Origin of the sequence: Sanguibacter sp. A247 (assembly GCF_052324925.1) — a bacterium.
GTDB lineage: Bacteria > Actinomycetota > Actinomycetes > Actinomycetales > Cellulomonadaceae > Flavimobilis.
On the sequence record NZ_JBQPRE010000003.1, the window covers coordinates 83,195 to 96,292 of the forward strand.

Sequence of the window (13,098 nt, forward strand, 5' to 3'; positions counted from 1 at the left end):
CCATGAGCGTGGCTGTGCGGGTCATCCCGTGTCTCGACGTCGATGCTGGGCGCGTCGTCAAGGGAGTGAACTTCGAGAACCTCCGGGACGCGGGCGACCCGGTCGAGCTCGCGCGACGGTACGACGCCGAGGGCGCTGACGAGATCACGTTCCTCGACGTCTCGGCGTCTTCGGGTGACCGCGAGACGACGTATGACGTCGTGCGACGCACGGCCGAGCAGGTCTTCGTGCCGCTGACGGTGGGCGGAGGGGTGCGTTCCGCCGACGACGTCGACCGGCTGCTGCGCGCCGGTGCGGACAAGGTGGGGGTCAACACGGCCGCCATCGCGCGTCCCGAGCTGCTCACCGAGATCGCCGACCGCTTCGGGTCCCAGGTGCTCGTCGTCTCGGTCGACGCGCGGCGGTGCCGCGCGGGAACCGTGACGGCGTCCGGCTACGAGGTGACGACGCACGGGGGGCGCCGCGGCACGGGGCTCGACGCGGTTGAGTGGGCCGTGAGGGCAGCCGAGCTTGGCGCGGGCGAGGTGCTCCTCAACTCGATGGACGCCGACGGCACGAATGAGGGCTTCGACCTCGAGATGCTCGGTGCGGTGCGACCGCTCGTGTCGGTGCCGCTCATCGCCTCGGGCGGTGCGGGCACGACCCATCACTTTGCGGAGGCGGCTCTCGCGGGGGCCGACGCGGTTCTCGCTGCGAGCGTGTTCCACTTCGGCACGATGACGATCGGTGAGGTCAAGGACGATCTGCGTCGGTCGGGGGTCCCGGTGCGCTGACGCGCCGTGCGGGTGTGACGACGGGGCGATCGCCGGTGGGCGATCGCCCCGTCGTCACGTCATGCCTCGGACTGCCGCGCGTCGGACGGGGCGAAGCGGGCGAGTGTCGCGAGGTCGTCGTCGGAGCCGACGGCCTCGACCAGAGCGCGTGCGCCGCGTCCGTGCGCGTGGAGCGCGAGCTCGCCGACCGCGCCTGTGACGACGACGGTGCCGCGTTCGTCCTTGGGCCGGTGGACGAGGGCACGACGCCCGTCGTCGAGCACGTAGACGACACCGACGGGGCAGCGGTGCAGGAGAAGGGGCACCATGCGTCGGACTGCCTGCCACAGGGCGTCTTCTTCGGCCGGCTCGAGTGCTCGCGGGAGGGGTGCTGGAGCCGGGGCGGAGTCGGACGCGCGGCGGACGTCCTCGCCGTGGACGAAGAACTCGATGAGGTTGATCGCGTCGCCGGCGAAGGCCCGCGGGCTCCACGCTGCCGGTGCGGCGGCCCAGCGGTCGACGGTGTCGTGGTAGGTCGCCGGGTCGTTGCACGCCTCCGCAGCCTCGTCGAACGAGGCGGTCGTCCGGCGTCCGATGGGACCGGGGACCGACTGGAGCGCCATCCAGGGTGCGAGCTCGCGTTGGGCGAGGTGCACCGCGAGGTGTCGGGTGCGCCAGCCCTCGCAGAGCGTGGGCGCGTCCGGTCCGACCTCGTGCAGCAGGCTTGCCAGTGCTTCGCGCTCATGCTGATGCCACGTCATGCGTTCCATCGTGGCACGCCGGGCTCGAGGGCGGCTGCGCGACCCGCGCGAGGCAGGCTGGGTGTCGGTGCCTCGTGAAAGGATGGGCCGGTCCCCACCCCACCTCGCTCGGATGGCCTTGTGACCTTGACGTCCTCTTCTCGGCGCCCCTCGGCGCTCACCGGCTCGCGCCTGCGCAGGTCGGTGCAGCTCCTGGTCCGCGGGCTGCGCGCTGAGCCGTGGCTGTACGCCTGGACGATCGCCGTCTCGGGCCTCGCCGGTGTGCTCACGGTCGAGATCTCCTCGGCGTTGGGCCGCGTGACCGACTCGGTCGTCGTCCCGGCGCTCTCGGGCGAGCGCCTCGCCGCGGGCGAGGTCTGGTGGGGCGTCGCTGGCCTCGCGCTCGTGGCGTTCCTCAATGCGGTCGCGGTTGCGGGACGCCGCATCGGGGCCGGGACGGGCTACGCCCGCCTCGGCGCGGCGCACCGGCGTGGGCTCGCCCACCGCTACCTCGACCTTCCTGTCGCTTGGCACAGGGGCCGGCCGACTGGCCGCCTGCTCGCGCACGTGAGCTCGGACGCCGAGGCCGCGACGGGTGTGTTCAACCCGCTCCCGTTTGCGCTCGGTGTCGCGCTCATGCTCGTCGTCGCTGCCGTGCGGCTCCTTGCGGTCGACGTGTGGCTCGCGGCGGCGGCGTTTGCGGTGCTGCCCGCGGTCATGGCGGTCAACGTGGTGTTCCAGCGGCGGATGTCACCCGCGGTGACCGAGGCGCAGCGGCTTCGAGGTGACGTGTCCGACGTCGCCCACGAGAGCTTCTCGGCCGCGCTTCTCGTGAAGTCGTTGGGAACCGAGCAGCGCGAGGAGGACCGCTTCGCGCGCGTGGCTGACGAGTCCCGCGCGGCGAACGTCCAGGTCGGCCGGGTCCGGGCGGTCTTCGACCCGGTCATCGAGCTGCTGCCGTCGCTCGGGACGCTCCTCGTCCTCGGCGTGGGCGTGTGGCGGGCCGCGCAGGGCACTGTTGGCGCGGGCGACGTCGTCGCGGCCGCCTACCTGCTCACTTTGCTTGCCGTGCCGGTGCGCGCTTTCGGGTGGGTTCTGGGCGAGCTGCCCCGCGGTCTCGTCGGGCACGACCGCATCTCGCAGGTCCTTGACTCGCGCGACGAGATCGCTGCGGGCGCGGGCACGCTCTCCGGAACGGGTCCGCTCGGCGTGAGCGTCGACGGTGTCGGGCTCGAGGTCGAGGGCCCCGAGGGGCGTCTCTCACTTCTCGACGACGTCTCGTTCGAGGTTGATCCGGGCGCAACCGTCGCGGTCGTGGGGGCGACAGGAGCGGGCAAGTCGACGCTCGTCGCCCTTCTCGCCCGGCTCTCCGACCCGACCCGCGGAGCCGTCCGGCTCGACGGCGTCGACGTCCGAGGCCTCGCGGCCGAGGACCTCGCCTCGCACGTCGCGTACGTGTCGCAGCACACGTTCGTCTTCGAGGACACGGTGAGGTCGAACGTCACGCTCATGGACGAGGACGAGGCCGGCGCCCCCTCGGACGACGAGGTGTGGGAGGCGCTCACCCGGGCGCACGTCGCCGACACGGTGCGCGCCCTGCCCGGGGGCCTCGACGCGCGCCTCGGCGAGCGGGGGTCCAACCTGTCCGGCGGGCAGCGTCAGCGCCTCGCGATCGCTCGTGCGCTCGTGCGCCGTCCGCGCCTGCTCGTGCTCGACGACGCGACGAGCGCGCTCGACCCGCGGGTTGAGCGCGAGATCCTGCTGGGGCTGGGGGAGCTCGGCGGTCCGACCGTCGTCATCGTGGCGTACCGCGCCGCGAGCATCGCGCTCGCGCACACCGTCATTCATGTCGAGGGCGGGCGCGTGGTCGATGTCGGCACGCACGCCGAGCTCCTCGCACGCGACCCCGGCTACGCGAGCCTCGCGACGGCCTACGCACGAGAGTCTGCACGTCGCGCCGACGAAGCGGCCGCACTAGGTGAGGTGAGTGAGCCGTGAGGGCTTCCGAGGACGACGGACCACGCGTTCCCGTGACCGATGCTGCCGGGCAGATCGCGAGCGCGAGCTCGCTCGGGGTCCTGGGCACGTTGCGTGCAGGCGCGCGCGTGTCGCCCGAGCTGCTCACGGGGCTCGGGCTCACGCTCGTGCTCGCGGTCCTGGCCGCGGGCGGTCGCGTTGTCGTTCCGCTGGCGGTCCAGCAGTCGATCGACACGGGGCTGCTCGCGCCCGGCGGGGTCGACTCCAACCGCGTCGCGATCCTCGTGTCGGCCGCAGCGGTCGTGCTCGTCCTGGCCGGAACCTGCTCGGCGCTCGTCAACGTCCGGCTCGTGCGTCGGACGGAGGCGGGGCTTGCGACCCTGCGGGTCAAGGCCTTCCGGCACGTGCACGACCTCTCGGTCCTCTCGCAGGACTCCGAGCGTCGCGGTGCGCTGGTCTCGCGCGTGACGAGCGACGTCGACACGATCTCGATGTTCGTCCAGTGGGGTGGCATCATGCTGCTCGTCTCGACGCTCCAGCTCACGGTCGCCACGGTGCTCATGGCGATCTACTCGTGGCAGCTGACGCTTCTCGTGTGGGCGTGCTTCGTTCCGCTCGCGCTCGTGCTGCCGCGTCTTCAGCAGGGCATCAACCGCGCCTTCGGCGAGGTTCGGGCTGCGATGGGCGCGGTGCTGGGCACGGTGTCCGAGGCCGTCGTGGGCGCTGAGACGATCCGTGCGCACGCGGCTCAGGCGCGGACCCGCAGACGCGTCGATGCGGCCGTCGCCGCGCACCGTGACGCCCAGGTGCGCGCGCAGGTCCGCGTCGCCTCGGTGTTCTCGGGCGGGATGCTCGTGAGCAACCTCGTCCTCGTGGCGGTCGTCGTCGCGGGCACCTTCCTCGGGATGGCGGGCGACCTCTCGCTCGGCAGGCTCCTCGCGTTCCTCTTCCTCGTCCAGTTGTTCACGGGTCCCGTCCAGCTCGCGACCGAGGTTCTCAACGAGCTGCAGAACGCGGTTGCGGGCTGGCGGCGCGTCCTCGCGGTCCTTGAGACTCCCATGACCGTCGTTGATCCCGTCGACGGCGTCGTCTCGCCCCGTGGGCCGGCGTCGGTCGAGCTCCGCGGCGTCGGGTACTCCTACCCGGGCGGCCCCCCGGTCCTCGAGGACATCGACCTGGTGCTCCCGGCCCGCACGCGCGTGGCCGTCGTCGGGCGCACCGGCTCGGGCAAGACGACGCTCGCGCGTCTCGTGGCCAGGCTCATGGACCCGAGCACGGGCGACGTCCTGCTCGACGGGACAGACCTGCGCGAGATCCGGGCGGCGAGCCTGCGTTCGCGTGTGGTCCTCGTTCCGCAGGAGGGCTTCCTGTTCGACGGCACCCTTGCTGAGAACATTGCCTACGGAGCGCGTGATCTCGTCGCCGGCCAGGACGGTCGCGCTCTCGTCGAGGAGGCCGTCGAGGCGCTCGGGCTCGACGACTGGATCGCCGACCGGCCGCTCGGGCTCGACGCTCCTGTGGGCCAGCGAGGCGAGTCGCTGTCGGCCGGGGAGCGCCAGCTCGTCGCTCTCGCCCGCGTCTATCTCGCTCGCGCTGATCTGCTCGTCCTTGACGAGGCGACGAGCGCGGTCGACCCCGCAACCGAGGTGCGGGTTGCGCGCGCGTTCGAGGAGCTTGCGGCCGGGAGGTCGACGGTCACGATCGCTCACCGGCTCTCGACCGCTGAGGCCGCGGATCTTGTCGTCGTCGTCGACGCGGGACGCATCGCGGAGGTGGGCCCGCACAGCGAGCTCGTCGGCGCGGGTGGTGTGTACGCGTCGATGCACGAAGCATGGATCGCCCAGACACGATGACCCGGCGCGTGGGATGATCCCTCGCGTGACCGACCAGACTGCACCCGCACCTGTCCTCGACCTTGCGCTCGCGAGCCGCCTCAAGCGCGACGACGCGGGTCTCGTCGCTGCGATCGTGCAGCAGCACGACTCCGGCGACGTGCTCATGCTCGGGTGGATGGATGACGAGGCGCTGCGCCGGACTCTCACCGAGGGCCGCGTGACGTTCTGGTCACGGTCTCGGCAGGAGTACTGGCGCAAGGGCGACACGTCGGGTCACGTCCAGTACGTGCGTTCGGTTGCGCTCGACTGCGACGGTGACGCGGTGCTCGTCCGCGTCGACCAGGTGGGAGCTGCGTGCCACACGGGCACGCGCACGTGCTTCGAGGCGGGCGGCGACCTCGGCGCTGTCGTCGGGGGCGCGGCATGAGCGCGGTGCGCGGTCCGGGCGACCAGCTCGTGTGGGGCACGACATGGCCGACGCGCGAGGGGTTCGTCGAGCTCGCTGCCGAGCACTTCCGGGTCGTCCCGGTCGTCCGGCGCCTTCTGGTCGACGACGTCACCCCGGTGTCGCTCTACCGGACGCTCGCCAGGAGCGAGCCCGGCACGTTCATCATGGAGTCGGCGCCGATCGGCGGCGGCTGGTCGCGCTGGTCGTTCGTGGGCGTGCGTTCGCGCGCGACGCTCACGGTCGACGGCGACGAGGCCTGCTGGCGCGGTGACGTCCCCGAGGGCGTTCCGACCCACGGCGACATCCTCGACGTGCTCGGTCAGACCCTCGAGGTCCTGGCGACCCCCCGCATCGAGGGCCTGCCCCCGTTCACGGGTGGTCTCGCGGGGTCGCTCGGCTGGGATGTCGTGCGCGGCTGGGAGCCCACGCTCGTGAGGACGACGCCCGTCGAGGTCGACGTCCCCGAGGTGGCCCTGTGCTTCGCGTCGGACGTCGCGGTCGTCGACCACCTCACCGGCTCGGTGTGGCTCGTCGCGAACGCGGTCAACTATGACGCGACCGACGAGCGCGTCGAGGAGGCCTATGCGGATGCGGTGGCGCGGCTCGACGAGATGGAGGAACGTCTCGTCGAGGGACGGGGGAGCGGTGCGGCGGTGCCTGTCGTCCTCGGTGACGGGCCTGAGCCGGAGCTCGAGTTCCGGACGGTCCGTGCCGACTTCGAGGCCGCGGTCGACGCGGCGAAGGCTGCGATCGTCGACGGCGAGGTCTTCCAGGTCGTCCTGTCGCAGCGGCTCGACCTCGACTGCCCGGCCGATCCGCTCGATGTCTACCGCACGCTGCGCACGATCAACCCGAGTCCCTACATGTACTACTTCGAGCTCGCCGATGCGGCGGGCGAACGGTTTGCGGTCGTCGGCTCGAGCCCGGAGACTCTCGTGAGCGTCCAGGACGGCCGGGTGACGACCTTCCCGATCGCCGGGTCGCGGCCCCGCGGACGCACCCCTGAGGAAGATGTCGCGCTCGGTCACGAGCTCCTCGCGGACCCGAAGGAACGCTCGGAGCACGTCATGCTCGTCGACCTGTCGCGCAACGACCTCGTCAAGGTGTGCGAGCCGACGTCGGTCGAGGTCGTCGAGCTCATGGCGGTGCGGCGCTTCAGCCACATCATGCACATCTGCTCGACCGTCGTCGGGACGCTGCGTGCGGGCGCCACCGCCCTCCAGGCGTTCACTGCAACCTTCCCGGCGGGCACTCTCTCGGGCGCCCCGAAGCCGCGAGCGATTGCCCTCATCGATGAGCTCGAGCCCGCAGCCCGGGGTGTGTATGGCGGCTGCGTCGGTTATTTCGACCTCGCGGGCAACATGGACATGGCGATCGCGATCCGCACCGCGGTCATCCGCGACGGCCGCGCAAGCGTGCAGGCGGGCGCCGGGATCGTTGCGGACTCGGTGCCGGCGACGGAGTACGAGGAGACGCGGTCGAAGGCGGCAGCTGCGGTGCGTGCCGTCCAGCTCGCGGCCAGGCTTGTGCCGGTGCGTCATGGCTGACCGGTCACGCGTTGGGTCGCGGCGGTCGACCGTGCTCGGCGCCGTCATCGTCGGGACGGGAATGCTCGGTGTGTCGGCTCCGGTCTGGGTGACCGCGTCGGGGACGAGCGCGTTGTCGTCGGTCGTCGAGGTCACGGTCTCGGGCGGCGCTGCCGCGCCCGGTGTCCAGGCGGCGGGGCTCGTCCTGCTCGCGGCTGCAGCCGCGGCGCTCCTCGTCGGACGCTGGGGTGCCTGGACCGTCGCGGGGGTTCTGGGGCTCGGCGGGGTCGTCGCGATCGCCTCCGCGATCCCGGTGCTGACGTCGCCCGTGAACGCGGCGCGCGCCGCGGCATCGGAGGCGACGGGGGTCGACGTCCTCGTGAGCGATCCGGTCGTCTCGGCGGTCGCGTGGCTGGCTCCTGCTCTGGGGCTGGCAGCGCTCGTGCTCGCGGTCGCAGCAGCGACCGGGGCGAGTTCGTGGCGTACCGGTTCCCGGCGGCACGAGCGGGAGGCGGGTGCGCCCGCAGCGAGTGTCAGCGCAGCCGCGGACGACGTGGTCGATCTTGCGGCACTGTGGGACGAGCCCGATGCGGATGACGGCGACGACCTCGAGCCGAAGGCGGGGCCGACGCCCGCCGGTTGAGCCAGCGTGACGCCGGCGTCATGCCCGCGTCGAGGCGCGGGCATGACGACGCGGGCGTGGCCTGCGCGCTACCCTGTGCGCATGGCTGACAACAACGCGACCGGTGCTTCGGAGCACCTGTATCTTCCTCCGGCGGCGCCCAACGACAACCACGGGCACACGACGGCCTCATGGACGCTCGTCGTCCTCGTTCTCATCGGCGTGGTCGTCGCGGCGGGCGCGGTCGTCGCGTCGCTCGTCTGGCTCTTCTGGGTCGGCATGGGCATCGCTGCGGTCGGCGTCATCGCCGGCAAGGTCCTTCAGGTCCTCGGCCACGGCCAGCCGACGGCGGGCGAGCGAGCCGACGCATGACCACTCCGGGTTGGTCCGACGCGGGCGGGGCCGGTTCGCCGAGCGACCCCTCGAGGTCGGGCGACCCCTCTGGGGCGTCGCCGTCGTCAGCGCAGCCGCCGTACGGGCAGCAGCCGTATGGCCAGCCCTCGTACGGCCAGCAGCCGTACGGTCAGCAGTCCTACGGTCAGCAGCCCTACGGTCAGCAGCCGTACGGTGCGCCCTACGCGCCGAACGTGAACCAGGAGAAGAACTCCCTGGGCGTCATCGCGCTTGTCGCGGGTATCGCGAGCTTCATGGGTCTCGGCCCTCTCGCGAGCATCCCCGCGATCATCTTCGGGGTCATGTCGCGTCACGCGGCTGCTGAAGGGCGCGCAGACAACGGAACGCTGGGCACCGTCGGCATGTGGCTCGGCATCGTCGGTATCGTCGTCGCGGTCGCCGTCCTCATCATGATTCTCTCTGCGTTTTCCTCGTTGGCCGTGGCCTTCGCGGCGTTGTGATGACGATGGCCGGAGTCACCGACAGCGTCGCCTGACGCACGTCTCGCCCGACGAGCACGGTCGCGCGGCTGCCGGGCTTCGGTGGCCGCGCGGCCGTGTCACAGGGGTGTCACGGTGGTTCCCGGCAGGCGGACGGTGGCGTGGACCACCCCGGTGCGGCTCTACGATGGGCCCAACATCCGCCGAGGGAAGGGGTCGACATGTCGGACGGACAGACAGTGCTCGACGACATCGTCGCGGGCGTCCGTGAGGACCTCGCCGCCCGCGAGGCGAAGACGTCGCTCGACCAGCTCAAGGAGCGCGCCGCACGGCAGGCGGGAGCCCTCGACTGCGTGCCGCGGCTGCGTCGTGACGAAGGTGTCGCGGTGATCAGCGAGGTCAAGCGTTCAAGCCCGTCGAAGGGTGCGCTTGCGCAGATCTCTGACCCGGCGGCGCTCGCCGCCGAGTACGAGGCCGGTGGGGCGTCAGTCATCTCGGTGCTCACGGAGGAGCGCCGTTTCAAGGGCACGCTCGCCGATCTCGCGGCCGTGCGCGCGCGGGTGGACGTTCCCGTGCTGCGCAAGGACTTCATCGTCACGCCGTACCAGGTGTGGGAGGCACGCGCCCACGGTGCCGACATGGTGCTGCTCATCGTCGCCGCGCTCGAGCAGACGGTTCTCGAGTCGCTCATCGAGCGGGTCCACTCGCTCGGCATGACCGCGCTCGTCGAGGTTCACGACGCTGCGGAGGCGGCCCGCGCGGTCGACGCCGGCGCTCGGGTCGTCGGCGTCAACGCGCGCAACCTCAAGACGCTCGAGGTCGACCGTGAGACGTTCGCCCGGGTCGCCCCGGCGATCCCCGACGGCATCGTCCGCATCGCCGAGTCCGGGGTACGTGGCCCCCACGACGTTGTCGACTACGCGCGCGCCGGGGCGGACGCAGTGCTCGTGGGAGAGGCGCTCGTGACCGACGCGTCGCCGCGCGCCTCTGTTGCCGCGCTCGTCGCTGCTGGAACGCACCCCTCGGTACGCGCGCTGCGTCACTGAGTCCGCTCAACCGGCGCCCGCCGGACTCACACGGCACGGATCTGTGCCGCGCGGCCGCGGCCCCGACCCCCTGAAGGAAGGAACCGACGTGTCCCCGTCGCTGCAGAACCTACCCGGCCCGTATTTCGGGGAGTTCGGTGGCCGATGGGTGCCCGAGGCCCTCATCGCCGCGCTCGACGAGCTGAGCGCCGCTTACGCCGAGGCAAAGGCGGACCCTGCCTTCCAGAACGAGCTCGCCGAGCTGCACCGCAGCTATTCGGGCCGTCCCTCGATCCTCACCGAGGTGCCGCGTTTCGCCGCGCACGGGGGTGGGGTGCGCATCATCCTCAAGCGGGAAGACCTCAACCACACGGGGTCTCACAAGATCAACAACGTCCTCGGCCAGGCTTTGCTCACCAAGCGCATCGGCAAGACGCGCATCATCGCGGAGACCGGCGCGGGTCAGCACGGCGTCGCGTCGGCGACCGCTGCGGCGCTCTTCGACCTCGACTGCGTCGTGTACATGGGTGAGGAAGACACGCAGCGGCAGGCGCTCAACGTCGCGCGCATGAAGCTCCTCGGAGCCGAGGTCATCCCTGTGACGACGGGCTCGCGCACTCTCAAGGACGCGATCAACGAGGCGCTGCGCGACTGGGTGACGAACGTCGACTCGACGAACTACCTCTTCGGAACTGCTGCTGGACCGCACCCGTTCCCGGAGCTTGTGCGCGACTTCCAGCGCATCATCGGAGTCGAGGCCCGCGAGCAGATCCTTGCGCTCACCGGCCGTCTCCCGGACGCGGTCCTCGCCTGCGTCGGTGGCGGGTCGAACGCCATCGGCATCTTCGACGCGTTCCTCGACGACTCCGACGTGCGCCTCATCGGTCTGGAGGCCGGTGGTGACGGCGTTGAGACCGGGCGTCACGCCTCGTCGATCACGGGTGGCGTGCCCGGTGTGCTCCACGGGGCGAGGTCCTACCTCCTGCAAGACGAGGACGGGCAGACGAAGGACTCGCACTCGATCTCGGCCGGACTCGACTACCCGGGTGTCGGACCTGAGCACTCCTACCTCGCGAGCATCGGGCGCGCACAGTACGAGCCGGTGACGGACGCCGAGGCGATGGACGCGCTGCGTCTGCTCTCGCGCACGGAGGGCATCATCCCGGCGATCGAGTCGGCTCACGCCCTGGCTGGCGCGCTGCGTCTCGGCCGCTCGCTCGCGGCGCAGGGGCAGACCGACGCGATCCTCCTCGTCAACCTGTCGGGCCGCGGAGACAAGGATGTCGCGACGGCCGCCCGCTGGTTCGATCTCGTCGACAACGCAACCGACCTCGCCGAAGGGGGAGCGCTGTGAGCGCGACCGCAACCCGGATCTCAGCCCTGCGCGACGAAGGCCGGGCGGCCCTCGTCGGGTACCTCCCGGTGGGGCTGCCCGACGCCGCGGGGACCATCCGTGCGGCTCGCGCGCTCGTCGAGGCAGGCGCCGACATCCTCGAGATCGGCGTTCCCTACTCGGATCCCGTCATGGACGGCGGAACGATCCAGGCGGCCGTGACGCGGGCCCTCGATTCGGGGGTCCGTCTGACCGATGTCTTCCGCGTCGTCGAAGGCCTGTCCGACCTCGACGTCCCCGTGCTCGTCATGACGTACTTCAACCCTGTGCTGCGCTACGGCGTCGAACGGTTCGCCGCCGACCTCGCGGGTGCGGGCGGGGCGGGGCTCATCACCCCGGACCTCATCCCCGACGAAGCCGAGGAGTGGGTCTCGGCAGCAGACGAGCACGGCCTCGACAAGGTCTTCCTCGTCGCGCCGAGCTCGACCGATGCTCGGCTCGTCTCGACGTCCGCAGCATCGCGCGGCTTCGTCTACGCAGCCTCGACGATGGGTGTGACCGGCGAGCGCGCAAGCGTCGGCCCACGGGCCGAAGAGCTCGTCACCCGGACCCGGGCTGCGGGTGCCGTGAACGTCTGCGTCGGCCTCGGCGTGTCGACCGCGACCCAGGCGGCGGAGGTCGGGCGTTACGCCGACGGCGTGATCGTCGGCTCCGCATTCGTGCGTCCGCTCCTCGAGGCGCCCTCGATGGGTGACGGCGTCAGCCAGATGGCGGAGGTCGCTCGTGCGCTCGCCGGCGGCGTGCGCACGGCTCGAACGGGTGATGCAGCGTGAACCTCGTCTCGGGCCTCGTGGCCTCGATCCCCTCACCGTCCCAGGGTGTCTGGCACATCGGTCCGCTCCCGCTGCGCGCGTACGCGCTTGCGATCATCGTCGGCATCGTCGTCGCGACGTGGCTGACGACGCGACGTTGGGCCGAGCGCGGGGGAGACCCCGAGCAGGTGCTGGACATCGTCATGTGGGCGGTTCCGTTCGGCATCGTCGGCGGCAGGATCTATCACGTCATCAGCTCGCCCGACGCCTACTGGGGGCCGGGCGGAGACCCGGTCTCGGCCTTGTACATCTGGAACGGCGGTCTGGGCATCTGGGGCGCGATCGCGTTCGGCGCTGTAGGCGCGGCGATCGGGTGCCGCCGGGCTGGGGTCTCGTTGACGGCCTTCGCCGATGCGGTCGCCCCGGGCCTGCTCATCGCGCAGGCGATCGGCCGCCTCGGCAACTGGTTCAACCAGGAGCTCTACGGGGCGGTGACGACGCTTCCGTGGGGACTGGAGATCGACCCTGCGATCTCGGGCTTCCCTGCGGGCACGCTCTTCCACCCGACGTTCCTGTACGAGCTTGTCTGGAACCTCGCGGCGGCCGGTCTGCTCCTGTGGGCGGACCGTCGGTTCTCGCTCGGACGCGGTCGGGTCTTCTGGCTCTACGTCGTCGCGTACACGGCGGGACGGACGTGGATCGAGCTCCTGCGTATCGATGATGCGGAGCGTGTTCTCGGGATGCGGCTCAATGTGTGGACGTCGCTCCTCCTCCTCGTCGCCGGGCTCGTCATGTTCATCGCCCTGGGCCGGTCGGGACGCGGCCGGGAAGCCGGCGTCGCACGATCGTCGCGCACGGCCCGTGGCGACGCCACGGAACCCGACGTCAGCCTCGCGAGTGCGGACGGCGACGACGAGGCCGTTGCGGACGGCGACGACGTGGACGTCACAGACGGCGACGAGGCGGACGCGGCGGATGAGGCTCCTGCCGCTGGCCCAGGCGCCGCCGACGGCAGGACCGCTCGTACCGATGCAGTGAGCGATTGAGCATTCCGGTCACGGGTCACGCCCCCGCAACCTGAAGACCTCGTGCCCTTGTCCTGACGGTCAAGGGACTGTAATATTGTCCCGCGCGGGCCGACGTCGTCCTACGAAGTCACCCCTGTAGGTTGCGACCCGCGGTCGCACGATTCCGA

13 protein-coding genes are annotated in these 13,098 nt (G+C 71.3%); 12 read left to right on the forward strand and 1 reads right to left on the reverse strand.

All coding sequences use genetic code 11. From position 1 onward, the window contains the following. Nucleotides 1–2 precede the first annotated feature (2 nt). Nucleotides 3–773: an imidazole glycerol phosphate synthase subunit HisF gene (hisF, locus tag ACTVCO_RS08600; RefSeq protein WP_443728012.1), complete on the forward strand. Its 771-nt coding sequence runs from the start codon at nucleotides 3–5 to the stop codon at nucleotides 771–773. Nucleotides 774–832: 59 nt separating this feature from the next. Here hisF and ACTVCO_RS08605 read toward each other — a convergent pair whose 3' ends face one another. Further along, nucleotides 833–1,513 carry a TIGR03085 family metal-binding protein gene (locus ACTVCO_RS08605; protein ID WP_443728013.1) on the reverse strand — a complete coding sequence of 227 codons (681 nt, stop codon included), beginning with the start codon at nucleotides 1,511–1,513 and terminating at the stop codon, nucleotides 833–835. A 120-nt stretch (nucleotides 1,514–1,633) separates the two neighbouring features. Here ACTVCO_RS08605 and ACTVCO_RS08610 point away from each other — a divergent pair, with 120 nt between their 5' ends. The 11 genes from ACTVCO_RS08610 (at nucleotide 1,634) to lgt (ending at nucleotide 12,949) form a co-directional block, all read left to right on the forward strand. Next, complete coding sequence (locus ACTVCO_RS08610) at nucleotides 1,634–3,490, forward strand: ABC transporter ATP-binding protein (protein ID WP_443728014.1); 1,857 nt, start codon at nucleotides 1,634–1,636, stop codon at nucleotides 3,488–3,490. Then, entirely contained in the window at nucleotides 3,487–5,322 is a 1,836-nt protein-coding gene (locus ACTVCO_RS08615) for an ABC transporter ATP-binding protein (RefSeq protein ID WP_443728015.1), read from the forward strand. Before ACTVCO_RS08610 ends, ACTVCO_RS08615 begins: the two co-directional genes overlap by 4 nt. Before the next feature lie 25 nt (nucleotides 5,323–5,347). After that, complete coding sequence (gene hisI, locus ACTVCO_RS08620) at nucleotides 5,348–5,731, forward strand: phosphoribosyl-AMP cyclohydrolase (RefSeq protein WP_443728016.1); 384 nt, start codon at nucleotides 5,348–5,350, stop codon at nucleotides 5,729–5,731. Continuing rightward, complete coding sequence (locus tag ACTVCO_RS08625; protein ID WP_443728017.1) at nucleotides 5,728–7,299, forward strand: anthranilate synthase component I; 1,572 nt, start codon at nucleotides 5,728–5,730, stop codon at nucleotides 7,297–7,299. Before hisI ends, ACTVCO_RS08625 begins: the two co-directional genes overlap by 4 nt. Next, the gene (locus tag ACTVCO_RS08630) at nucleotides 7,292–7,921 is read left to right on the forward strand and encodes a Trp biosynthesis-associated membrane protein (RefSeq protein ID WP_443728018.1); all 630 of its coding nucleotides are present in this window, start codon (nucleotides 7,292–7,294) and stop codon (nucleotides 7,919–7,921) included. The genes ACTVCO_RS08625 and ACTVCO_RS08630 overlap by 8 nt, the downstream gene beginning before the upstream one ends. 81 nt (nucleotides 7,922–8,002) lie before the next feature. Then, the gene (locus ACTVCO_RS08635; RefSeq protein ID WP_443728019.1) at nucleotides 8,003–8,272 is read left to right on the forward strand and encodes an HGxxPAAW family protein; all 270 of its coding nucleotides are present in this window, start codon (nucleotides 8,003–8,005) and stop codon (nucleotides 8,270–8,272) included. Then, the gene (locus ACTVCO_RS08640) at nucleotides 8,269–8,754 is read left to right on the forward strand and encodes a hypothetical protein (RefSeq protein WP_443728020.1); all 486 of its coding nucleotides are present in this window, start codon (nucleotides 8,269–8,271) and stop codon (nucleotides 8,752–8,754) included. Before ACTVCO_RS08635 ends, ACTVCO_RS08640 begins: the two co-directional genes overlap by 4 nt. A 200-nt stretch (nucleotides 8,755–8,954) precedes the next feature. Then, nucleotides 8,955–9,779, forward strand: a complete 825-nt coding sequence (trpC, locus tag ACTVCO_RS08645; RefSeq protein ID WP_443728021.1) for an indole-3-glycerol phosphate synthase TrpC — start codon at nucleotides 8,955–8,957, stop codon at nucleotides 9,777–9,779. An 88-nt stretch (nucleotides 9,780–9,867) separates the two neighbouring features. Continuing rightward, complete coding sequence (trpB, locus tag ACTVCO_RS08650; RefSeq protein ID WP_443728022.1) at nucleotides 9,868–11,112, forward strand: tryptophan synthase subunit beta; 1,245 nt, start codon at nucleotides 9,868–9,870, stop codon at nucleotides 11,110–11,112. Next, on the forward strand, nucleotides 11,109–11,924 hold the full coding sequence (gene trpA / locus ACTVCO_RS08655; RefSeq protein ID WP_443728023.1) for a tryptophan synthase subunit alpha: 816 nt from the start codon (nucleotides 11,109–11,111) through the stop codon (nucleotides 11,922–11,924). The genes trpB and trpA overlap by 4 nt, the downstream gene beginning before the upstream one ends. Further along, nucleotides 11,921–12,949 carry a prolipoprotein diacylglyceryl transferase gene (lgt, locus tag ACTVCO_RS08660; protein ID WP_443728024.1) on the forward strand — a complete coding sequence of 343 codons (1,029 nt, stop codon included), beginning with the start codon at nucleotides 11,921–11,923 and terminating at the stop codon, nucleotides 12,947–12,949. The genes trpA and lgt overlap by 4 nt, the downstream gene beginning before the upstream one ends. Nucleotides 12,950–13,098: the final 149 nt, after the last annotated feature.